Here is a 23563-nt window from a genome sequence, read left to right as displayed (position 1 = left end):
GCTGATGCTGACGCTGATGCTGACGCTGATGCTGACGCTGACGCTGATGCTGACGCTGATGCTGACGCTGATGCTGACGCTGACGCCGATGCGGATGCGGACGCTGATGCCGATGCAGACGCAGACGCAGACGCAGACGCGGATGCCGATGCTGATGCAGACGCTGACGCGGATGCGGATGCGGATGCGGACGCCGACGCGGATGCCGATGCTGACGCTGACGCTGACGCCGATGCCGACGCAGATGCAGATGCAGATGCAGACGCTGATGCCGACGCTGACGCCGATGCCGACGCGGATGCGGATGCTGATGCTGATGCCGACGCTGACGCTGACGCTGACGCCGATGCCGACGCTGATGCCGACGCCGACGCCGACGCAGACGCCGACGCAGACGCCGACGCAGACGCTGACGCGGATGCCGATGCCGATGCTGACGCGGATGCTGACGCCGATGCCGATGCCGATGCTGACGCAGATGCTGACGCTGACGCTGATGCCGATGCAGATGCCGACGCGGATGCTGATGCGGATGCGGATGCTGACGCTGACGCTGACGCCGATGCGGATGCAGATGCTGACGCAGACGCTGATGCCGACGCCGACGCTGATGCCGATGCTGATGCTGATGCTGATGCTGATGCAGATGCAGACGCTGATGCCGACGCTGACGCCGATGCCGACGCGGATGCTGATGCTGATGCCGACGCTGACGCTGACGCCGATGCCGACGCGGATGCAGATGCCGACGCTGATGCCGACGCCGACGCAGACGCGGATGCCGATGCAGATGCAGATGCTGATGCCGATGCAGACGCAGACGCCGACGCGGATGCCGATGCTGACGCGGATGCTGACGCTGACGCCGATGCCGATGCCGATGCCGATGCCGATGCTGACGCAGATGCTGACGCAGATGCTGACGCTGACGCTGATGCCGATGCAGATGCCGATGCCGACGCGGATGCAGATGCAGACGCTGATGCTGATGCGGACGCCGACGCTGACGCTGACGCCGATGCGGATGCCGACGCCGATGCTGACGCGGATGCTGATGCTGATGCTGATGCTGATGCTGATGCTGATGCTGATGCTGATGCCGACGCTGATGCCGATGCCGATGCCGACGCGGATGCAGATGCCGACGCTGATGCTGATGCGGACGCCGACGCTGACGCCGATGCGGATGCCGACGCCGATGCTGACGCCGATGCTGACGCGGATGCTGATGCTGATGCTGACGCCGACGCTGATGCCGATGCTGACGCCGATGCTGACGCAGATGCTGACGCAGATGCTGACGCTGACGCTGACGCTGACGCTGACGCTGACGCTGACGCTGACGCTGATGCCGATGCAGACGCAGACGCAGACGCTGATGCTGATGCGGACGCCGATGCCGACGTCTCCGACGACTACTTCACGGCTAAGCTGGATATCGAACCTACCGAACTGGACACTAAGGTTCAGTCCGACAGCCGTCTGTCGATTATCGACATTGGTGGTTTGTGGGATGCCTTCTTTGATGGTGCTCCGCGCTTCAGCTTCACAGTAGGAGAGGGTGAGACTGCTACCAGCGAAATCAGCGTTTCTTCGGGTTCTGCGATTAGTGTGCTCGATAACGTCAAGGTTCAGCTGCGTGTCAAGGATGAGAACGGCGACTGGAAGGTGCTTGAGGAGTCGGGATCCGGAGGCTTGATCGACATCATTGGTATCTTCGGTGGCAAGGCCAAGTTCACCATCAATGACTTGCCTCCAGGCGAGTACCAGGTGATTGCGGCTGTGCGTGGTCTGAGTGTCTTGACTACCACCAAGGTGGAAGGCTCGACAACGTTCTACGACCACACTGAGGCTGGCTCTTACACGTCCACTCCGGTAAGCGGCAATGTGCTCGATAACGACGCTGCTGGCGAAGGCGCCAAAGTGACCCATATCAATGGGGAGCAAGTAGGTGCCAACGGTACAACGACGTTTGAAGGTGAATACGGCACGCTGACTATTGGTGCAGATGGCGAGTTTACTTACACGCCAAACAACACCGACGGCTCCGGTATTGGCCAGGTGGAAACCTTCGAGTACACGATCAAGGCCGCTGACGGTTCCATCAGCACCGCCAAGATTCACGTCCGTATCGACAGTGATGGCCAAGGCCTGATCTGGCCCGAAGATCCGTCCCAGCCAGCTGAAGTTGACTTGGTTGCCAACAGCAACACGGGCGAAGCTGTTATCGACAGTGACTACCGTGTGACCCAAGGTGGACCTAGCCAGAAAGCTCCTAGCCAAGATATTGGCGGAATTTTTGCTGGAGCGGTTACCAAGACCACATCGGTCAGCTTTACGGTTGATCCAAACAGCAAGGCTAACGTCAAGATCACGGCCTCTTCACCTGACGAGCTTCTCGTTACCGATAGCTTGAAGGTGACGGTGACCGGTCCTGGTGGATATTCCAAGACGTACACCGGGTCGGGCGGTCTGCTCAGCAACCTGAGTGTTCAGGAAATGCTGCAAGGGCTTGAGGCTGGAAACTACACCGTTACGGCAACGTATCAGCGTAGTGGTACAGGCACGGGCGGCAAGCTGGAGTTGGGTTACGAGACTCAGTCGGTCACCCATCTGGATGAATATGTCATCAAGAACATTCACGGCGCGAGCGGTAATGTTCTGGCTGACGATCATCTGGCCTCGACCTACACCAAGTTCCTGATCAAGGATGCCAACGGCAACTTTGTGGAAGTTATCAATGGAACCACGGTGGAAGGTCAGCATGGCACGCTGACGATCAACACCAACGGCAGCTACTCCTACCAGCCTAAACCTGGTCTGGAAGAGACTGGTAATGAGGATGTCTTCGAGTACCGTCTGGAGCATCCAAACGGCACTACGGCTGACGCCACCCTGACGGTGGGCGTCGAGCACGGTGACGGTCCTTATGTTCCTGAAGCATCCGCCTTCAGCGCTGACTTTGACGAGATGGGTGCAGATGAATCCACCTTGTCCTTGGACAACGTTGAGGACCATACGCCAGAGATAACAGAAGAGCCTGCGGTTCTTGAAGAGAGCATTGAGCTTCAAGGCACGGAGGACACCGATGTTGATCTGGGCGCATTGGAGGATGAACAGGAGCAGTCTGGCCAAGCCGCTGGCGAGCCAACCTCGTTTGAAGGTATCAGCGAAGAAGAACTGCTGGTACCGGAAGTCGATGTTGACCCCGTCATTGACGAGCTGGATGAGCACAGCCTTGTAGGCTAATTCATCACCGGGAGCACTGGGCTGTAAAGCCCAGTGCTTTTCTGTCTGTGCTGCTTTTGCTGTGCTTGTTTATAGGCAGACCTTTTCTCACTGTCCTGTACGCAGGTCAATGATAAGACGTTTGACCGTTGTATTTCTCAAGGATGAATGCATGCCATTGCAGGAAGCCGTATCTGTTGCCGTGGCCCCCGAGGCCGGGCCCCAGGATTTGTATAAACCCTGGATTGACGCTGTTCTATCCATAGCCAGGCATTACCGTCTGGATGTCTCGTCCCAGAATCTGGAGCTGACAGCCAATTGGTTGAAGACGCGAGACATTGCCTATGTGTTGCGTCGCCTTGCGAAAGAAGCAGGCTTGTACGTCAAACCCGTCACCTTAAGTGAAAGCGATCTGAATATCTGGCGCTTGCCCTTGCTGGTGCAGCTGGAAAACGGCCAGGTCGGGGTGGTTGAGCAGATCAATGAAGGCGGTTTGCTGGGTATCCGTTATAGCGGCGATGAAGGGTTGCTTAGCGAAGTGGCGGTTGCGGATCTGTTGAGCAATGTACGGGCGGCGTTTGTGATGCGGCCCATTCATGCCGTGGCTGACGCCCGCGTCGATGACTACGTCAAACCTTTTGAGAGGCATTGGCTCAAGCAAATTGTTTTTAGTGACTGGCGCCCGTACTCCCATTTGTTTGTGGCCTCTTTTTTGATCAATGTGTTGGGGTTGTCCGGAATTCTGTTTACCCGACAGGTCTATGACCGAGTGATTCCGGCCGAGTCCTATCCGACCTTGTATGTGTTGTTCAGCGGGGTGATGGTGGCCCTGGTGTTCTCTTTTACCTTCAGGATTGCCCGCAGCAAGGTAATTAACATGCTGGGCAAGCGGGCGGACTTGCGCATTTCTGATCGGGTATATGGTCGTGTGCTGCGTATCCGTAATAGCGACCGGCCGCAATCGACCGGCAGCTTGATTGCCCAGGTGCGCGAACTGGACAGCATTCGTGAAATGTTGACCTCGGCAACAGTGACCTCCTTGGTCGATATTCCGTTCTTTTTGCTTTTTTGTCTGGTGTTCTGGTATCTGGCGGGCAGTCTGGTCTGGGTGCCGTTAGTGGCTGTGGTGTTGATGATTGTGCCTAATTTGCTGGCGCAACCACGCTTGCGCCAGTACGCCAGTCAGTCCGCGCGCGAGGCCAGTTTGCGTAATGCAATTCTGGTGGAAGCCGTGCAAGGCTATGAGGACATCAAGACCACGCAGTCCGAACTGCGTTTTCAGAATCAATGGAATAACTTCAACGCGGCCAGCGCGGATGTGGCTTTGAAATTGCGGTCCTTAAATAGCTGGTTGAGCAGCTGGACGAGCGCGGTGCAGGGTTCAGTGTTCGCGGTCATTGTGATGTTCGGTGCCTTCAAGGTGATTGATGGCGAACTGAGCACCGGTTCGGTGATTGCCGCTTCTATTTTGGGGACACGCATGTTGGCGCCAATGGCCAAGCTAACTGGCGTTCTGTCCCGTTGGCAGCAAACCAAGGTTGCCATTGGTGCGATCGACAAGCTGATGAGCTTGCCCACCGATGATGACGCAGTGGAGGAAGGGCGCATTCATGTTGCCAATGTTCGTGGCAACTATGTGTTCAAGGATTGCCAGGTCAGCTACCGCGCCGACAATCCCACTGTGGCTTTGTCCATCAAAGATCTGCAGATTCGGGCGGGTGAAAAAATTGGCATTTTGGGACGTAACGGGGCGGGTAAATCGACCTTGCTACAAGTGTTATCCGGTCTGCTGATCCCGTCTGAAGGCACCGCCACGATAGAGGGCGTCAGTCTGGCGCATATCGATACGGCAGATTTGCGGCGTGATATGGGCTTGCTCAGTCAGAGCGCATCGTTGTTCTACGGAACCATACGCGACAACATTACCTTGGGTGCGCCCCTGGCCAGCGATCAGGACATTCTGAAAGCCCTGACCATGACGGGTGCCATCGAGTTCATTCAACGCTTGCCTACTGGCCTTGATCATGTCTTGACCGAGGGTGGGAAAGGCCTGTCGGGCGGACAACGTCAGGCTTTGCTTTTGTCGCGCCTGATTCTGGCCAATCCGGATGTGGTGTTGCTGGATGAACCTACTTCAGCCATGGATGACGCCAGCGAAAGGCACTTTATTCGTCACCTTCATCACTGGGCACAAGACAAGACCCTGGTTATGGCCACGCACAAGCTGCGCATGCTGGAGTTGGTGGACCGGATTCTGGTGGTCAGCAACGGCAAGATCGTGATGGATGACAAGAAACAAGTCGTGCTGGACAAGCTGGCTCAAGGCGCAAAGAAAAAGCAGGAGCCCGCCAATGACAACTAAGAACTCAAACAAACCCAAGAGCTCGGATAAGTCGGATCAAAGTCTGGACGCGGTTTTGCTCTTTGACCCCAATCGGGATCAGCACCAGTATCAGGACGATGTAAGCGAAGCGCAGATTGTGCGCTCCAACCGCATTATCTGGTTCTTTGGTTTGCTCCTGGTGGTGCTGATTGCCTGGGCCTACTTTGCGGAGTTGACAGAGGTTTCCTCGGGAACCGGCAAGATCATTCCCAACTCGCGCGAGCAGGTTATTCAGTCCCTGGAGGGCGGGATTATTTCCCATCTCTATGTGCGCGAGGGCGACATTGTGGAGCCGCAGCAAATTCTGGCTCAACTGGATCTGACTAAAACAGAAGCGAACGTCGGTGAAAGTGCGGCCAAACACAGGGCGGCAGTAGCCAGCGTGGCACGACTGGAAGCTGAGGTGAACGGCACCAAGTTGAGCTTCCCGGAGTCCTTGAACGAGTTCCCCTCGTTGATTCAGGCCGAAACGCGTTTGTACAACACGCGCCAGGCTGGCTTGAATGAGTCCATATCAGGCCTGAGGCAGTCCTTGGGCATTGTCAGCGAAGAGTTGCGCTTGACCCAGTCGCTTGCTAAAGCCGGGGCTGCCAGCCATGTGGACGTACTCAAGCTGCAACGTCAGGTGTCGGAAATTCGTTTGAAGATTACCGAGCGCCAGGCCGAATACATGGTGAAAGCGCGCGAAGAGCTGGCGCGTGCCAAGGCCGAGGCGGACTCTTTGGAAGAGGTCATTCGTGGACGCTCGGACTCGCTGTCCCGCCTGACTTTGCGCTCGCCCGTGCGCGGTGTGGTGAAAGACATTGAAGTGACTACGCAAGGTGGGGTGATTCCACCCAATGGCCGCTTGATGGTGATTGTGCCTATGGAAGATCAGTTGCTGGTGGAAGCACGTATCTCGCCGCGCGACATTGCCTTTATCCGGCCAGGTCTGGAAGCCAAGGTCAAAGTCACAGCCTATGACTACTCCATTTATGGCGCCTTGAATGGCGAGGTGGTGACTGTGTCACCCGACACGATTCAGGACGAAATCAAACCCGAAGTTTTTTATTACCGCGCTTTTATCCGTACCACTGATGACGCCTTGGTGAACGAGAAAAGCGGCATTCGTTACCCCATTGTGCCGGGGATGATTGCCACGGTAGACATTAAAACAGGCGAAAAAACGGTATTTGAGTACCTGATCAAGCCTATTAATCGGGCGCAGGAAGCCTTGCGGGAGCGTTGAGATGAGCCTGTCTATTTTATTGAATCAATGTAAGCCGCTATTAGCGACGAAACTGGCTTCCGAGCCGGTGAGCGACTTGCCAGAAGGCGTACCAGCTTGCGTATTGTTTTTCAGCGTTTGCAATGGTCAGGAGCGTGCCCATGTGCAGATTTCTCAAGGGCAGAGTTTTGAGCAGGCATGGGAGCAGGGCAGTCAGACCTTGAACTCCTGGATGGCCGGGCAGGATAAGCCCGCATTATGGTTGCGTGTGGATTTGGTAAATCGGGTAGAGGCGTATAGCTGGGCCGATCAACAAGAACGCATGAGTCTGTCCAAGCGTAATTACTTTCGTTTTGGCCTGTCCTTCAAGGCAGATTTTTCAATCGCGTTTTTGGAGCAGGAACTGGCCGCCAACGCGATTCTATATGACGGCAAGCTGGGCGAGGCCACACCCAATGCGGTGAATCTGGCCCATTATTCCCGCCTGCGTTTTGGTCAGGCGCTGGATTGGCCACAAAACCCCGAGGAGACGGTCTGGCGGTTCAAGACGATGGCCGTGTTCAGCGATGGCCAGGACGTGCATGAGATAGAACACCAGGGCCGTCACAGTGGCTACCGCAAGGTGCTGGACTGGGGGCCTGGGCGTGTGCGTCATACCATTGATGCCAGTACCCAGTATCTGGCTGAGCAAGTTAAACAAACTGGCCAGTATCACTATGGCTGGTTTCCATGTTTTGACCGTGCAATTCCCACTTACAACGCCTTGCGTCATGCCAGCTCCACCTATGCCTTGCTGGAAGGATGGGAAGTCACGGGATTGGACAATCAGAAGCAGGCGATTGAACGCGCCTTGCAGTATCTGACTGAAAGCCTGATCAAGGTAATGAGCCTGCCTGATGGTTCTACTGCCGCTTTTCTGGTGGACACAGGCGATGAGATCAAGCTGGGGGGAAATGCTGTTTGTTTGCTGGCCCTGGTGAAATATACGGAGCTGACGGGCGATCAGCGGTACCTGCCTTTGCTGGAACAATTGGCGCTGGGTATTGTTTTCATGCAAGACCCTGAGTCCGGGTCCTTTGTGCATGTGTTGAACTATCCCGATCTGTCCTTGAAGGACGAACACCGGATTATTTATTACGACGGTGAGGCCGCCTTTGGCCTGATGCGCCTGTATGGTTTGACCCGCGATGCCCGCTGGTTGTCCACGGTTGAAAAGGCTTTTGATTTCTTCATCAAGGCCGAGCACTGGAAGGCGCATGACCACTGGTTGAGCTACTGCGTCAACGAATTGACCTTGTACAAACCGGAGCCGCGCTACTACCAGTTTGGCCTGGACAATGTGCACGGTTATCTGGACTTTGTACAAAACCGCATCACCACATTTCCTACCTTGCTGGAATTGATGATGGCGGCCCAGCGCATGATTGTGCGCATGCAGTCTGACGCCAATCCTCAGATCCAGGCCATGCTTGATGGCTTCCCGCTGGACACTTTTTATCAGGCACTGGAAATACGCGCCCGCAGCTTGCTGGATGGTTTCTTTTGGCCTGAGCTGGCCATGTACTTCAAGAATCCGGCACGTATCCTGAATGGCTTCTTTATCCGTCATCATAGTTTCCGAGTGCGGATTGATGATATTGAGCACTATTTGTCGGGGTATGTGGCGTATTTGAAGTATTTGCAGACCTTGACACCCGATAGTCCGAATGGTCATGAGCCTGTTTCTTCAAACTCCATTTCTGTGGCGCAAGCAAGCTCCCGGACGTTATCAGAATCCTTGTTGAAGCCAGTTTCTGAGCAAGCTGTAATTGGATTGTTGAGCTATCCCAAAAGCCCCCTTCGCTTTATGGAGGTCAAGGCCTTGGCTCACGCTGCCTGGGCTAAAGGGCTGGCTGTGTTGTACCTTTCTTATCAGGATTTTGAAGAGCAGGGTGGGTATGTGAAAGGCTATTTGTTTGATGGCCAGCGATGGGAGCAGGGCTATGCGGCCCTGCCTCCTGTGATTGACAATGCCCCAGCTAATACGGGTGCGCAGCGTCAGATTCTGGCGTCCTTGAAAGACCGCAGCCGCTTGTTATGTCGACGTTTGGGCGGAAAGGCTGTAACCCTGGATATTCTGCAAAAAGATCGCCAAACAGCCGGACTGATGATTGAAGCTGCGGACTTGAGCGTGGAGGCTTTGCGCCGTATGCTCGATGCCTATGGCAGTGTAGTCCTCAAGCCGTATCGCTCCAATCGGGGCAAGCAGGTATACCGTTTGAGCAAGCTGGACGCGCAGGTGTATCAGTTGGAAAGTGATACGGATAGCGAGCTGTTGTCTCCAGAGGAGTTGCTAGGTTTTTGCCGTGGCAAGTCGGCACAGACCTGGATGATTCAACGCTATGTTTCCAGTCGCTCCTTGCAACAAAAGCCTTTTGATATTCGTGTCCCTGTATTCCGGGCGGCATCTGGACAATGGGCCGTTGCCCGAAAGTACGCTCGTGTAGGCGCAGGCGATTTGACTTCCAATTTGGCAACGGGCGGCTCGTCTTATGAAGCAGTAGATTTTCTGACGGATATTTATGGTCAGAAGACGGCAAAAAGCCTGGAGAAGAAACTGGCCAAAGCTGCTTTGGATATTGCTCAGGTTCTGCAGAAACACTATGACTTTGAGATAGATGCCCTGGGCTGTGATTTTGGTATTCAAGATGGCAAGTTGTTTTTGTTCGAGGTGAACTCTTATCCTGGTCTGAAAGGGTGCCTGGATAGCGCGATTGCCTTGAAAACTGATTTTTATGCTTATGCCTTGGTTCAGGCCCAAGCGGCCGCTTCTAAAAAAACCATCCTGATTCAGGCTGCCAGCCCGGAGAATCAGGCGCTGCTACGCCGGGTAATGTCGGGCGGTGAAAATGACTATTCCTCATCCCGCTACTTGCGTAAAGGTATCGCCAACCCCGTTTATCATATGATTCGGGATCAGGCCAAAGCACGTGATTGTAGTGCCAAGGTACGCAAAAATATTTGCCTGGAAATTTATGAATCGGCTCGCCTGGTCTCGGTGTTTTCACCCAATTCACCAGATCTATCCTTGGCGACACGGCGGATTGCAAATAATAAAGAGTTAAGCAAATTTTTTTTGCAGAAGGCGGGTATTGCTGTTCCCCAGGGGCGGGTGTTTCAGTCTTTTGGGGCAGCACGACGCTATTTCCGATCGCGCAGCTTGCCGCAGGTGGTGAAGCCTCGAACGGGGACGGGAGGTAAAGGAGTAACGGCCCATATTCAGGACGAACGCCTGTTTCAGCAAGCTTGGGTGAAAGCTGGTGGAGGGGGCAACAACATCATTGTGGAGGACTTCATTCAAGGGGATGAGGTCCGTGTGTTTGTGTTGAACGGCAAGGTCACCGCAGCGGTATGTCGTGTGCCAGCCTATGTGGTGGGAGATGGCCGCAGCACGATTGAGCAACTGGTCGATAAAAAGAACGAGGATCGCAAGCGCAATCCTTTGTTGAAGGTTTATCCCATCAAGAGTTTTGATTATTTGACGCAAGTGCTGGGCAAGGATTTGAGCTATGTGCCGCCTGCCCACGAATATGTGCGTTTGGCCATGGTGTCCAATGTGGCCCTGGGCGGAGAAAGTGTTGGTGTGCTGGAATTTCTTCATCCCTCTATCTGCCAGATGGCCGAGCAAGTCTGGCATGCCATTCCGCACGCTACGCAATTGGGTCTGGATATTATTGCCAGAGACTTTCAGGCATCGGCGAAAGACAATGCCTATGTCATTGAAATTAATGCTGATCCGGCGGTCGCCACCCCAGCATTTTCGGCCTATGGCCAGAGTTTTCAGGACTTGCCGAAGCAATTGATACGCTATGCCTTGGAGAATCGGCATCATGCTTCGCGTTTTCGTGGTAAGCCTGTGCTGGCACCTGCGGCTCCCTATAGCCCGTCCTGCCAAGGTGATTCTTTTGTACTGAATAGTGCAGCTATTCAAACTCGCTTGTTACGTCAGGCGGCATATCGCCGCAATCTGGAAGTGGAAATAGTGGATAGCTCGCTGACCCTGATTCGGGATTCGGCTCAGCAGATCGCTTTTGTAAATGGCATGTGCGGTTTGACTCGCGCCGCGACGACGCAGGCCACCACCAATAAGCAATGGACCAAAAAGCTGTTAAGTCAGGCTGGTTTGAATACACCGCGTGGTCGCAGCTTTGCTATTGATGCCATGGATAAGGCTTGGGAATTTGCCAGCAGCCTGGGAACGCCGATTGTCTTGAAGCCCTTGGCCGGTTCCGGTGGGGCAGGTATTAGTACGGATATACAGAGCCGAACCCATTTTGAGGAGGGGTGGGCGGTGATTGAAAAGATGCGGACCAAGACGGTGATCTGTGAAGAGCAGATCAAGGGCAAGGATTACCGCCTCATTGTGATTGGCCAGCGTTTGTGTGCAGTCACCGAGCGTGTGCCAGCCTTTGTGATCGGGGACGGGCGGCACAGTATTGAGGAACTGGTTGCGCTTAAAAACCAGCAACGTCAGCAAAACCCGTATCTGCGTTCCAAGCTGATTGCCCTGAGCGCTACGGTTATCAATTATTTGGAGAAGTGCGGTTTGCACAGCGCATCGATCCCTCCCAACGATCAGCGTGTACAGCTTCATGAAGTTGCCAATATTGGTTCAGGCGGCGAGGGGCATGATCTGACTGCCCAGGTTCACCCGGAATGGGCCGAGGTTGCGGTGCGAGCTCGTATGGCTTTATATGACGCTGTCCATGTAGGGGTCGATTTGTTGGCGGAGGATATGCGTAAATCTCCACGCAAGCAGCAGTGGGCGATCATAGAAATCAATAGCAATCCAGAGTTTGGTCAGCATTTCATTCAGCATGGCCAGGCACGGGATGTGGCGGGCCTGCTGATCGAGCAGCTGTTTCCGGTGCAAAAGCAGGTGCCGATCCATACTCAACGGATCTTGCTCAGCGGCAAGGTGCAAGGGGTGGGTTTCTGTCAATGGTTGTGGAGTCTAGCGCACTTGCATGGGGTGCAAGGGACTGTCTGGAATCGGGAAGATGGCAAGGTAGAGGCTGTCTTGTCTGGCCCCGCTCGTTCCGTGGCCCAACTGATCGAAAAATGCCGTCTTGGCCCTAAAGCAGCGCGCGTTCAGTCTTGTGAGGTGTCTCAGGAGGCGTCTGTTGACGGTTTTGCCAGTTTTGAGATCCTGAATGAAAGCCTGGCAGAAGCCGTTTGAATATATGGGAGCACGGTATCAAGGACGGGCTATGCCAGTGATCCTGAAGGCAGTTTGCCTATCTGCGGCGCTCTTGTTTGGGGCTGTGGTTCATGCGAAGGAGACCCACTGTGCTCGCCAGGTTTTCAAGACCATGGAGCAGTTGCCCCATACCGTGGAGCAGGGGGAGTTCAAGCTGTGGTACGCCACGCAGGGTAAACATGCTCTGCCCGATACACAGGACTTGAATGGTAATGGCGTGCCTGACCGGATGGATGATTTATTGCTGCAGTTGCAAGCAGCACGAGACTTCTATTCAGATGTATTGCATTTGACACCACCTTTGCATCAACCGCGCTATAACCAGGCGCACACCATCAATGTCTATGTGCTGGCCATGCGTAAAGGCAATGGTCTTGCGTTCCATGAACCCGTACAAAGCCGTCCCTCCCGCAAGGCGGATTCGGAACCATGTGGTCTGCGTATCTATGTGAATAATCAGCTGGACCCCAGTCGTAACCTGACACCGGCTCATGAGCTATTCCATCTGTATCAGTACGGCTACGCCATGTTCAAACGTCCCTGGTATCTGGAGGGGATGGCTCGTTTGATGGAAACAGCTTTTGCGGGGCCAGAGCGGTTGCAACGCTATCAACAAGTTTCTTCCGGCCCTGTTTCTTGTCAGGACGTAGTCGGGGAGTCTTATTCCGCTGTGCGCTTCTGGTGGGAGCAGCAAGATGCAGATGCCATTGAAATTCCTGCCTCGTTAAACCGTTTACGCTATACCGATGGCACTCCCGTCTTTACGAACCAGAGCTTCAAGCATAGCGAGATGGTCAAGCGGGTGCTGGAGGAACTGGGAGAGTTAAGCCGCAGTACGGCGCAAAGCATGGACTTGCCCAGTTATCGGTGGCCAGTCCGCGAGCAAGGCTCTAAAGACCTTGATGCGCCCATGTGTCGGGCCTTGGCTCGGGTCCTGCATTGAGTCTGCTGATGCGCAGCGCCACACATTTTTTGGCTGTATACCGGTCTCTGGTACGCCACACCGCAGGCAGCCTGCTTCTGATCGTGTTACTGGTTCTGTGCTCCCTGGCCTCCTTGCTGATCAGCCTGGTATTGCCCTGGCAACTATTGACCGCTATTGACGGCCGTTCTCCGGTACGCTGGCAGTGGTTGATTGGGGATCAGCCAGTGATGGCGATTGGCCTGATCGTACTGGCGGCTTTTGTCGTGCACGTTTTATGTGAATGGGCCATTGGGCAGGTTGGAAAGCATGGCGCGCAAAAGCTGCTGGATGCGCATGCCAAGATCGGCTTGCCCATCGGGTACCAAGGCAAGACACGCAAGTACTTCATGATTCTGGCCCGCTTGCTGTCATCCAGTATTTTGCTGTTGGCGGTGCTGCTTTTGTTGTTGTGGGTGTATCCCTCGCTGGCTTTGGGAATGGCAGTGTATCTGCTGGCGTGGCTGTTACTGGCGGTTCTGGCGTGGTATTACTCCTCGTTTCGAGTGCTGGTGCAGGCAGAAAGCCTGTCCAAATACGGTTGGCATTTGGGTTTCATTTTTGTATTGGCCTGGATTGTCTTGACCTATCCCTACGTGCAGGCCCCGGCCGTGGTTTGGATTGTGATCTGTGTGATTGCCTGCAGGCAGATGCTGATCCAGTTGTTTACGTCTTTGCTACGGGTGCAACTGCTTTGGAAGAATCAGGCGCAAGTGTTTCTGCTGTTTCTGCCCGATCGTGTGCAAAGCGCTAAAGCGATTCAGGAGCCCTTGAACTTGCAGAAGTACATCCAGGATTTGTCTGCGCCCTATACCGGCCTGATGGAGTTGACGACGCTCCTGGGCTTGAAAGGACCGATCAAGCAGGCCTCCTGCTTTTTGGTGGAAAAGGGCCATGCTGCTTATGTGGCCTTGCTTCAGGAGCCGGCAGGGGAGCACAGTAGTACCAGCTTGCTCAAGCTTTATGACGCCAGTCGGCAGACGGTGGGCGAGCATGAGCGCACCTTACTGGAGCAAGCTTTGCCGCATTGGCCCGTGCCGCCTTTGCTGGCCGTGCATCAGGACAAGGATTTACAGGCTTTGATCTGGCCATGGGAGGCGCAGGCGCAATGGCTAAGTGAGTCGGAAAAGCGCAAATGCGCTCCCTCCTTACGTACGCGCTTATTGGCCTGTTCGATTTCAGAGGACTTGCAGGCGCGCTACGAACGTGCGAATGCACCTTTGCACGAGCGTTGGTTCAAGGAACTGGACTGGCAAGCATGCCTTTTGATGGCCGAAGATGAGGCAGCAAGAGAACGACTGGAGCGTTTTCGAGATAAGCAGGGTTTGATTTCAGAGCGTTTGGAGGTCCTGCCAAGGCAACTGGTCTTGCCAAGCCTGTTGGGTAGAAGAGTAGCCCGAAGTCCCGCTGGCCAGCATTGGCTGATGAGCTGGAGCCGCTGGCAATGGATGCCTGCGGGGGCAGGGTGGCCATCAGCAACATCGCCTGCCGTGATGCGACAGGCCTTGCAAGAGGCATCCGCGTATCGACGTGAGCTGTTGGCATTTGATGTTGAGGATGTCATGCTGGCTTGCCAGATTTATGCGCTCTGGTCCCGAAGTGTGGCCAAGAATCTATCCATGGCCGATATTCTGATTGCGCGTTGTTTGTCTTTGTTGCCAGCGCAATAGGCCCACTTGACGGGGTTTTTCTGGCTTCTGCAAGCGGCCTTGGTTCTGAAATTTGTCTTACCAAAGCCCATGATGAAATTTAAATTTCATCATGGGCTTTATGCTTTCATTGCCAGGAAACAGAAATTTTTCCCAATAAGGGTTTATCCCTTATTTTTCTCTGTGGGCCTTATTTGAAGCCACTCTTGGTGGACGTGAGATCATGATCTTCTTTCTTTTTTTCTGCTCCCAAGGGTAAATACGGAGCCAAATCATTACATCCATAATTGAAATTAAAATTTTATTAAGTATTATATGAAAAACAAATTTCAATTTTAGGTTGTGTCATGGTCATCAAAGATTCGATCCTGGATATTCTCGATGTCCTGCCCAGCGCGGAGCGGCGGTTGGCCGATGTGGTCCTGTCTCATATGGGGCAGCTGGCGACTTACTCCGCCCAGGAACTGGCCGAGAAAGCAGGTGTATCGGCGGCTACCGCGGTGCGCTTTTTCCGGCGTCTGGGTTTTAACGGCTTTAACGAGTTCCGGGTTACGGCTCGCGAGCAAATGGGTGATGGTGCTCCCTTCAAGCGTCTGCACTCCATGTCCAGCAGCGGTATTCAGGCCGATATGTCGCCGTTTATCAATGCGGACGTACAGAACATTTCCACCACCTTCCAGAACATCACTGAACAGCATCTGGATAAGTTCACCCAAGCTGCTTTGAAAGCACGACGCATCTGGGTGTTTGGTTTCCGCAATGGCCAGATCCTGGCGTGCTACGCCCACTCTTTACTGCAGCAGTTGCGCCCGGATGTGCATCTGGCGGTGGGCACGGTGGCCCATCTGACCGAACAACTGGCTGATGTGGAAGCAGGGGATCTGGCCCTGGTGATGGATTTTCGTCGTCGCTCGGTGCTCCTGCCTTCCTTGGTGGAGCATCTGCGGGGCGAGTCAGTGCAGATGGCTTTTTTGACGGATGGTCTGGAAAGCTCCTTGCTGCGGTCGCAAGACATTGCTTTCACGGTGGCGACGCGTGGGGAGTACTTGTTTGACTCGCATACCGGCACGCTCAGCCTGATCAATTATCTGGTTAGTCGGGTAGCGCTACAGGCTGAGACGCAGGTGGCGCGCAAGTTGCAGAAGATTGAATCCATCCATCGCAGTTTTCAGGACTTGAAGTCCAATAATTAAACCCATAAAAGTGGAGCAGACATGAACAAACATGCCGTTCGGGAGCAAGGCGCGGTGCAACTGTATCTGAACCCTCGTTGCGTTCAGGACAGCCAGGAATATGACGCCTCCTTGCAATCGATTTTGTCGGTAGCCGCCTTCGAGCAGGCTCAGGCCAGCATTGTGCAGTGGCCCGGTTACGCGCCTACCCCTTTGCGTCATTTGCCCGGTCTGGCCGCGCAGATGAAGGTGGGTGGGGTGTATTACAAGGATGAGGCCGGTCGTTTTGGTTTGGGCAGCTTCAAGGCTTTGGGCGGTGCTTATGCCGTCAATCGTTTGCTGTTGCGTCAGTTGCAAGCTCATACCGGCAATGCCAGCCTGACGCTGGATGATCTGAAGAGTCCTGCCTACAAGGACTTTATTGCTGGTTTGACCGTGACCTGCGCGACCGATGGCAATCATGGCCGCTCGGTGGCTTGGGGGGCGAAGAATGCTGGTTGTCAGTGCGTGATCTATATCCATGAACATGTCAGTACTGGTCGTGAGCAGGCCATTGCCTCTTACGGGGCAAAGGTAGTGCGCGTGCCCGGCAATTACGATGATTCGGTGCGCCAGGCTGCTGAAGATGCCAAAGAGCATGGCTATTTTGTGGTGTCCGATACGTCCTACCCGGGCTATATGGATGTGCCCAAGGATGTGATGCAGGGCTACACCGTGATGGTGCAGGAAGCGCTGGATCAGATTGCTTCGGGCAAGCCGGTGACTCACGTCTTTATTCAGGGTGGTGTGGGTGGTTTGGCGGCGGCCGTATGCGCCCATATGTGGGAGCGTCTGGGTGCGCAGCGCCCTCGCTTGATTGTGGTGGAACCCAACAAGGCCGATTGCCTGTTCCAAAGTGCTGTTCAAGGTAAGCCCGTCACGGTCACCGGTGATTTGAATACGGTGATGGCCGGTCTGGCTTGCGGCGAAATCTCCTTGCTGGCCTGGGAAATTCTGGATCCCGGCACCTATGCCTATATGACGCTAGAAGACGATGCCGCCTTGCAAACTATGCGCCGTCTGGCCCGTGCCGATAAAGGTGATGCGCCGATTGTGGCGGGTGAGTCTGCCGTGGCCGGTGTGGCGGCTTGCATGGCTGCGTGCGAGCAAGCGGACTGGCGTCAGGCATTGGGTATTGATGAAAACAGCCAAATCCTATTTTTTGCCAGCGAAGGCGATACCGATGCAGAGCTGTATCAGCGCATTGTCGGTATGAGCGCCAAAGAAGTGCTGGCTCAGGAGCCGGTATGAACAGCCCAGCCAGCACTTGTTTAGCCATTAATGGCGAACGCTTGCTGCAGCGTATTGCGCAGTTGGCGCAGATTGGTGCAATCGACGGGGGCGGCGTCTGCCGCCTGGCCCTGACGGATGAGGACAAGGCGGGCCGCGATCAGGTGGTCAGCTGGATGCGTGATCTGGGCATGAGTGTGGAGATTGATCAGATCGGCAACATTATCGGGACACGCGCTGGCCGTCTGGATGTGGCGCCGGTCATGACGGGTTCGCACATCGATACCGTGCGAACTGGCGGACGCTACGACGGCAATCTGGGCGTGCTGGCTGGACTGGAAGTGGTGGCCAGCTTGAATGATGCCGATGTGCAGCTGGATCGTCCTTTGCAAGTGGTGGCCTTTACCAATGAAGAGGGCGCACGCTTTGCTCCGGACATGATGGGCAGCCTGGTGTTTCAAGGTGGCTTGTCCTTGCAGGAGGCACTGGACACCGTGGGCATTGATGGCACGACCGTGCGCGAGAACCTGGAGCGTATTGGCTACGCCGGTTCCATGCCTTGCGGCCAACCTGATGTGCATGCCTATATGGAACTGCATATTGAGCAAGGTCCGGTTCTGGAACACGAAAGTATTGATATTGGTGCCGTGACTGGCGTGCAAGGGATTTGCTGGCTGGAGTTCGAGGTGCAAGGTGTCTCCAACCATGCTGGCACCACGCCCATGCATTTGCGACATGACGCCGGTGTCGTGGCGCAACAAATTGGCAGTTTTGTACGCCAGTTGACTGAGCGTTACGGCCCGCCGCAACTGGGCACAGTAGGGCGCTGCGAGCTGTTTCCGAATCTGGTCAATGTGATCCCCAGCAAAGCCGTGTTTACCGTGGATTTGCGCAATGTGGACAAGGCCAGCCTGGATCAGGCTGAGCAGGAAGTGCTGGATTTTGCCCGACAGGCGGCCGAGCGTGAGGGTGTGCAGATCAAGCATCGCCATTTGGCCCGCTTTGATCCGGTGCAGTTTGATGAACGCTTGATTAGCAAGGTCGAGCAACACGCCAAGGATCTGGGCTGCTCGGTCAAGCGCATGCCCAGCGGTGCCGGGCACGATGCGCAGATGCTGGCTCGATCCTGCCCCACAGGCATGATTTTTGTACCGAGTGTACGTGGTTTGAGCCACAACCCGGCAGAGTTTACCCACGATAAAGACCTGATAGCGGGATGTTCGATTCTGCTATCGACCTTGGTGGAGCTGGCCCGTGAATAAGCAGTAAATCCCTGATGACGGGACCGCCGCCACAAGAGCAAAGGCGGACCGCTTTTAACTACCTGGAGAGACAAAACATGAGCAACCTGCTTAAGGACCGCTTGCGTCCTGCGAAATCGTTAGCCGCCGTCTGGGCTGCCCTTGCCATCACCGCTATTGCCCCCGTGGCTGTCAGTGCTCAAACCACGCTGACCGCCGTGATGGAAGCGCCCTTGCGCTCCCTGGACCCGGTCATTACCACCTCCTACATTGTGCGCAACTACGGCTATATGGTGTATGACACCTTGCTGGCTGAAGATGCGCAAGGCCAGGTCAAACCCCAGATGCTGGAAGGCTGGAAAGTGTCCGAGGACGGCCAGACCTACACCATGACTTTGCGTGAAAACCTGCGCTGGCATGATGGCTCGCCCGTAACGGCTGAAGATGCGGTCGAGTCCATCAAGCGCTGGATTCAGCTGGACAAGATGGGCCAGATCATGACGGAGTTCCTGACCAAGATGGAGGTCGTGGATGACCGCTCCTTTGTGATGCAGTTCTCTTTCCCGACCGACATCGCGTTGCGCGCCATGGGCAAACCCAGTTCCTTGCCCTTGTTTGTCATGCCCAAGGATGTGGCACGCACGCCGGTCAGTCAGGCGATTACTTCTACGGTGGGTTCGGGACCATTCCGATTTGTGGAGAAGGAATATCGCCCAGGTGTGCAGGCTGTGTTCGAGAAAAACCCGGACTACGTGCCCCGCAATGAGCCTGCCAGCGGTTTGGCCGGTGGCAAACAGGTCAAGGTAGATCGTGTGCGTTGGGTCGCCATGCCCGATGCCATGACCGGGGTGAACGCGCTGCGCAGCGGCGAGATTGATGTGATCGATCAGGTTCAGCTGGACCTCTTGCCCCTGCTGCAAAACGAGTCGGACATTGTTCTGAATGCTTCTACGGCTCGGGGCGCGCAGACCGAGATGCGCTTTAACTTCCTGCAGCCGCCATTCAATAACAAGCAAGTGCGTCAGGCCGCCATGATGGCGCTGAACCAGAAGCCCTTGATGCAGGCACAAGTGGGCAACCCGGAATACTTTGAAACGTGTGGTGCCGTGTTTGGCTGCCACAGCGTTTTCCCGTCACAAGCCGGTTCTGAAGCCTACTTCAAGGGGGATGCTGCCGGTGCGAAAAAGCGGCTGGAGCAGGCCGGCTACAAGGGCGAGCCCGTGGTCTTGCTGCATCCCACCGACTTCCTGACTTCGCCCGTGGTGCCGGTGATTGCCCAGCAACTGCGCAATGCCGGGTTCACCGTCAATGTGGAAGCCATGGACTGGCAAACCGTGCAGACTCGCCGCACCTCCAAGCGTCCCGTGCAAGAGGGGGGCTGGAGCATCATCACCACCTATTCCGGGCTGGTGGATGTCAGCAATCCGCTGAGCTTCATGGCGGTGGCCTCCAACGGCGACAAGGCCTGGTTTGGCTGGCCGGATGTCCCTGCCATTGAAAAGACACGCATGGAATTTGCCCGCGCCAGTGGCGAGTCCGAGCTGGGGCGTTTGGCCACGGACTTGCAAAAACACATCATGGATGAAGGTGTGATCGTCCCTCTGGGTGAGTTCAAGATGGTCAGCGCCGTGCGCAAGAACCTGAATGGCTTTCTGCAAACGCCGGTTCCGGTCTTCTGGAATGTGGAGAAGCGATGATTGGGCTTATTTTCAAGCGCGTACTGGCCACCATCCCGGTATTGCTGATTGTGGCGCTGGTGATCTTTGTGGTCCTGCGCATGACACATGGCGATGCCGCGGTGCTGGTGGCGGGGGATAACGCGACGGATGCACAGATTGCGGAAATCCGTCACCAGATGGGGCTGGACCAGCCAGTGCCGGTGCAGTTCGTGCAGTGGCTGGGCAGCATGGTGCAAGGGGACTTTGGCACGTCCCTGATCTCCAGCCGCCCGGTCAAGGATCTGGTGCTGGATCGTCTGGGGCCTACGGTTTCGCTGACCTTGTTGACTCTGGCCTACACCCTGGCCATTTCCATTCCGTTGGGGGTGTGCTCGGCCTGGTATCGGGGCAAGTCTCTGGATCGCTTTGTGATGGCAGGGTCGGTGGCGGGCTTTTCCGTGCCGGTATTCATCGTGGCTTACTTGTTGATTCTGCTGTTCTCGCTGGAGCTGCGCTGGTTGCCGGTACAGGGCTACAAGCCCTTGAGTGAAGGCCTGTGGGAACACTTGCGGCATTTGATTCTGCCTGCGGTGTCCCTGGGCACGGTGTACATCGCCCTGATTACCCGCATTGTGCGCACCAGTGTGATCGATACCTTGAATGAGGACTACATCCGCACCGCCCGTGCCAAGGGCCTGAGTGAGCGTCGTGTCCTGACACGTCACGCCCTGGGCAATGCGGCGGTTCCCATCCTGACGATTATCGGCATCAGCATCACCATGCTGATCGGCGGGGTGGTGGTAACGGAATCGGTCTTCAACATTCCAGGGCTGGGACGTTTGGTGCTGGATGCGGTGCTGTCCCGCGACTTTACGGTGATTCAGAGCCTGATCGTGCTGTTTTCGCTGGTGTATGTAGGAGTGAATCTGCTGATTGATATCTCCTACATGCTGGTCGATCCCCGTATCGATTATTGAGCCCTCGCTTTTTACAGGTAGAACAATATGCAAAAGCTCAACAAATTGAAGAAAGTGGTCGCCAGCAATTCGGCCCGTGCTGCCTTGCTGTTCCTGATCCTGATGGCCGCCATGGCGATCTTTGCTCCGTTTCTGGGTACGCAAGATCCCACCCAACTGGACCCCAGTGTGCGTCTGCAACCGCCTTCCGAGCAGTTCTGGCTGGGGACGGATGCACTGGGTCGGGATCTGTATTCCCGCGTGGTGTATGGGGCGCAAGTGTCCTTCATGGTGGGGTTCGGTGTCCTGGCCATCAGCGTGTTCTTTGGCGTGATTCTGGGTTCGCTGGCGGGTTACTTCCGCCGTCTGGACGCCGTCATCATGCGAGTGATGGATGGTGTGATGGCCATCCCTGGCATCTTGCTGGCCATTGCGCTGGTGTCGGTGTCCGGTGCCAGCCTGACCACGGTACTGATCGCCATTGCCATCCCGGAGATCCCACGCATGACACGGTTGGTGCGGGGCGTGATTCTTAGCGTGCGTTCCGAGCCCTATGTGGAAGCGGCCATGACGGTAGGGACTTCGGCCTACGTGATCTTGTCGCGCCATATGTTCCCCAACACCTTTGCCCCTCTGATTGTGCAAGGCACTTATGTGTTTGCCTCGGCGGTGTTGCTGGAAGCGATCTTGAGTTTCCTGGGGGCGGGCATCCCTCCCGAGATGGCCTCCTGGGGCAACATCATTGCCGAAGGTCGCCTGTACTTTCAGCTGATTCCCGGCATCGTGCTGTACCCCGGCATTGTGCTGTCCATCACCATTCTCAGTATCAACGTCCTGGGCGACGCCTTGCGCGATGCTCTGGATCCCAAGCTGGTCACACGGCTGTAAGTGACGAGGGCAGGAGACATAACAATGAATACCTCTACGACCAAGCCCCACTGTGTTTTGTCGGTGAAGGACTTGTGCATCGAAACGAAAGCGGCCAATCCCCGCCAGTTGGTGAACAAGCTCAGCTTTGATGTGTATGCAGGCGAGACTCTGTGCATTGTGGGCGAGTCCGGCTCGGGCAAATCCTTGAGTTCCTTTGCCATCATGGGCTTGTTGCCGCCCGATACCTTGCGTGTCAGCCAAGGCAGTATCGAGCTGATGGGCGAGAACCTGCTGACCATGAACAAGGAGCATTTGCTGTCCTTGCGGGCTTCGGCCATATCCATGGTGTTTCAGGAGCCCATGACCGCGCTGAATCCGGTGCAGCGAGTGGGCGAGCAGATCGACGAAGTGATCCGTATCCACGAAAAGAACAGTTCCCGGCAGGAGCGTCGCCAGCGTGTGATCAATATGCTGGAGCGCGTGCGTTTGCCGGAGCCGGAAAAACTCTTCATGGCCTATCCGCATGAGCTGTCCGGCGGTCAGCGCCAGCGCATCATGATTGCCATGGCCTTGATCTTGCAGCCACGTTTGTTGATTGCGGATGAGCCTACCACGGCGTTGGACGTGACCACGCAAAAGCAGATTCTAAGCCTGATCAAGGAACTGCAAAGCGAATGCGGCACCTCGGTCATTTTTGTGACGCACGACTTTGGTGTGGTGGCCGATATTGCTGACCGGATTCTGGTGATGAAGCGTGGCGATAGTGTGGAGATGGGGACGTGTCAGCAGATTCTGTCCAACCCCAAAGAAGCCTACACCCGCTCCCTGATTGCTTCCGTTCCCAATGTGCATCCGCCTGCAAAAGAGGAAGTGCAAAACGAGATCGTGCTGAGCGCCCGTGGTTTGGGCAAGGTCTATGGCTCGGATTGCTGGTTCTCCAAAGGTCGCAGGATGCATGCGCTCAGCGACATCAATCTGGATATCCGCCGAGATGAAGTGCTGGGCGTCGTGGGGGAGTCCGGCTCGGGCAAGTCCACCTTGGCGCGCTGCATTATTGGCCTGGTTGAGGCCAGTTCCGGGCAGATCACTCTGAACGGTGAAACTTTACCCGCCGCCTGCAAGGATCGCAGCCTGGCGCAGCGGCGCAAAGTGCAGATCGTGTTTCAGGACCCGTATCGCTCGCTGAATCCCCGCGTGACGATCGGCCAGTCTTTGACAGAGGGCATGCACAACATCGGCGTTGATCCCAAAGTCGCCATTGAGCGCGTGACCGAGGTTTTGTCCATTGTGGGCCTGGATGCCGATGTGCTGGAGCGCTATCCGCATCAATTCTCGGGCGGCCAACGGCAGCGACTATGCCTGGCCCGCGCCATTGTAATGGAGCCGGATGTGCTGATTGCGGACGAATCCGTGTCGGCGCTGGATGTGCTGGTGCAAGAGCAGGTGCTCAAGTTGCTGGTCGATATCAAGCGCAAAACCGGCGTTGCCATCCTGTTCATTACCCATGACTTGCGTGTTGCCGCGCAGATTTCTGACCGCATTGTGGTGATGCAAAAGGGCCGGATTGTGGAGGCCGGGGACCCAGGCCGTGTCATTAGCCAGCCTAGTCAGGCTTACACCCGTGAACTGGTGGAATCCGCACCCGGTGTGCATTGGGATTTTCAGAATTTTTGTGCTTATGCCTGATTGATGCGCGTGTCAGCGCAGCTGGGGGCTGAGCCTTGTGCGCA

At 55.6% G+C, this 23563-nt stretch carries 14 protein-coding genes; all 14 read left to right on the top strand.

The annotated features are described in order from the left end of the window. A partial coding sequence (locus ACFPDR_RS09415) for a hypothetical protein (RefSeq protein WP_376911049.1) occupies positions 1 to 1555 on the top strand: 1555 nt, incomplete at its 5' end. After that, positions 1507 to 3249, top strand: a complete 1743-nt coding sequence (locus ACFPDR_RS09410) for an Ig-like domain-containing protein (RefSeq protein WP_376911048.1) — start codon at positions 1507 to 1509, stop codon at positions 3247 to 3249. The genes ACFPDR_RS09415 and ACFPDR_RS09410, both read left to right, overlap by 49 nt. Positions 3250 to 3400: 151 nt before the next feature. After that, the gene (locus ACFPDR_RS09405; protein ID WP_376911047.1) at positions 3401 to 5590 is read left to right on the top strand and encodes a type I secretion system permease/ATPase; all 2190 of its coding nucleotides are present in this window, start codon (positions 3401 to 3403) and stop codon (positions 5588 to 5590) included. After that, complete coding sequence (locus ACFPDR_RS09400) at positions 5580 to 6839, top strand: HlyD family type I secretion periplasmic adaptor subunit (protein WP_081055302.1); 1260 nt, start codon at positions 5580 to 5582, stop codon at positions 6837 to 6839. Before ACFPDR_RS09405 ends, ACFPDR_RS09400 begins: the two co-directional genes overlap by 11 nt. Before the next feature lies 1 nt (position 6840). After that, positions 6841 to 12036 carry a YheC/YheD family protein gene (locus tag ACFPDR_RS09395; protein ID WP_268378379.1) on the top strand — a complete coding sequence of 1732 codons (5196 nt, stop codon included), beginning with the start codon at positions 6841 to 6843 and terminating at the stop codon, positions 12034 to 12036. A 133-nt stretch (positions 12037 to 12169) separates the two neighbouring features. Then, positions 12170 to 13000 (top strand): peptidase, encoded by an 831-nt coding sequence (locus tag ACFPDR_RS09390; RefSeq protein ID WP_155624297.1) that lies wholly within the window; start codon positions 12170 to 12172, stop codon positions 12998 to 13000. An 8-nt stretch (positions 13001 to 13008) separates the two neighbouring features. Next, entirely contained in the window at positions 13009 to 14688 is a 1680-nt protein-coding gene (locus ACFPDR_RS09385; protein ID WP_268378380.1) for a hypothetical protein, read from the top strand. Between the two features lie 326 nt (positions 14689 to 15014). Beyond that, on the top strand, positions 15015 to 15860 hold the full coding sequence (locus ACFPDR_RS09380; RefSeq protein ID WP_137430462.1) for a MurR/RpiR family transcriptional regulator: 846 nt from the start codon (positions 15015 to 15017) through the stop codon (positions 15858 to 15860). Positions 15861 to 15881: 21 nt separating this feature from the next. Next, entirely contained in the window at positions 15882 to 17129 is a 1248-nt protein-coding gene (locus ACFPDR_RS09375) for a diaminopropionate ammonia-lyase (protein WP_083053577.1), read from the top strand. Further along, positions 17126 to 18370, top strand: coding sequence for a Zn-dependent hydrolase (locus tag ACFPDR_RS09370; protein ID WP_115633608.1), 1245 nt, complete (start codon positions 17126 to 17128; stop codon positions 18368 to 18370). The genes ACFPDR_RS09375 and ACFPDR_RS09370 overlap by 4 nt, the downstream gene beginning before the upstream one ends. Positions 18371 to 18447: 77 nt before the next feature. Next, positions 18448 to 20046, top strand: a complete 1599-nt coding sequence (locus ACFPDR_RS09365; RefSeq protein ID WP_376911046.1) for an ABC transporter substrate-binding protein — start codon at positions 18448 to 18450, stop codon at positions 20044 to 20046. After that, positions 20043 to 20984 (top strand): ABC transporter permease, encoded by a 942-nt coding sequence (locus tag ACFPDR_RS09360; RefSeq protein ID WP_239055631.1) that lies wholly within the window; start codon positions 20043 to 20045, stop codon positions 20982 to 20984. Before ACFPDR_RS09365 ends, ACFPDR_RS09360 begins: the two co-directional genes overlap by 4 nt. 27 nt (positions 20985 to 21011) lie before the next feature. Next, positions 21012 to 21851, top strand: coding sequence for an ABC transporter permease (locus ACFPDR_RS09355; protein WP_009454332.1), 840 nt, complete (start codon positions 21012 to 21014; stop codon positions 21849 to 21851). Positions 21852 to 21875: 24 nt separating this feature from the next. Then, positions 21876 to 23519, top strand: coding sequence for a dipeptide ABC transporter ATP-binding protein (locus ACFPDR_RS09350; protein WP_376911045.1), 1644 nt, complete (start codon positions 21876 to 21878; stop codon positions 23517 to 23519). Positions 23520 to 23563: the final 44 nt, after the last annotated feature.

It is taken from the genome of Alcaligenes sp. GCM10023179 (genome assembly GCF_042653705.1).
In the GTDB taxonomy this organism is placed as follows: domain Bacteria; phylum Pseudomonadota; class Gammaproteobacteria; order Burkholderiales; family Burkholderiaceae_B; genus Alcaligenes; species Alcaligenes phenolicus.
This window is presented reverse-complemented; position numbering and strand designations above follow the sequence as displayed.

Coding starts and splice junctions, on each gene's coding strand:
- ACFPDR_RS09405 (WP_376911047.1), top strand. CDS start 3,401: ATGCCATTGCAGGAAGCCGTATCTGTTGCCGTGGCCCCCGAGGCCGGG.
- ACFPDR_RS09400 (WP_081055302.1), top strand. CDS start 5,580: ATGACAACTAAGAACTCAAACAAACCCAAGAGCTCGGATAAGTCGGAT.
- ACFPDR_RS09395 (WP_268378379.1), top strand. CDS start 6,841: ATGAGCCTGTCTATTTTATTGAATCAATGTAAGCCGCTATTAGCGACG.
- ACFPDR_RS09390 (WP_155624297.1), top strand. CDS start 12,170: ATGGAGCAGTTGCCCCATACCGTGGAGCAGGGGGAGTTCAAGCTGTGG.
- ACFPDR_RS09385 (WP_268378380.1), top strand. CDS start 13,009: ATGCGCAGCGCCACACATTTTTTGGCTGTATACCGGTCTCTGGTACGC.
- ACFPDR_RS09380 (WP_137430462.1), top strand. CDS start 15,015: ATGGTCATCAAAGATTCGATCCTGGATATTCTCGATGTCCTGCCCAGC.
- ACFPDR_RS09375 (WP_083053577.1), top strand. CDS start 15,882: ATGAACAAACATGCCGTTCGGGAGCAAGGCGCGGTGCAACTGTATCTG.
- ACFPDR_RS09370 (WP_115633608.1), top strand. CDS start 17,126: ATGAACAGCCCAGCCAGCACTTGTTTAGCCATTAATGGCGAACGCTTG.
- ACFPDR_RS09365 (WP_376911046.1), top strand. CDS start 18,448: ATGAGCAACCTGCTTAAGGACCGCTTGCGTCCTGCGAAATCGTTAGCC.
- ACFPDR_RS09360 (WP_239055631.1), top strand. CDS start 20,043: ATGATTGGGCTTATTTTCAAGCGCGTACTGGCCACCATCCCGGTATTG.
- ACFPDR_RS09355 (WP_009454332.1), top strand. CDS start 21,012: ATGCAAAAGCTCAACAAATTGAAGAAAGTGGTCGCCAGCAATTCGGCC.
- ACFPDR_RS09350 (WP_376911045.1), top strand. CDS start 21,876: ATGAATACCTCTACGACCAAGCCCCACTGTGTTTTGTCGGTGAAGGAC.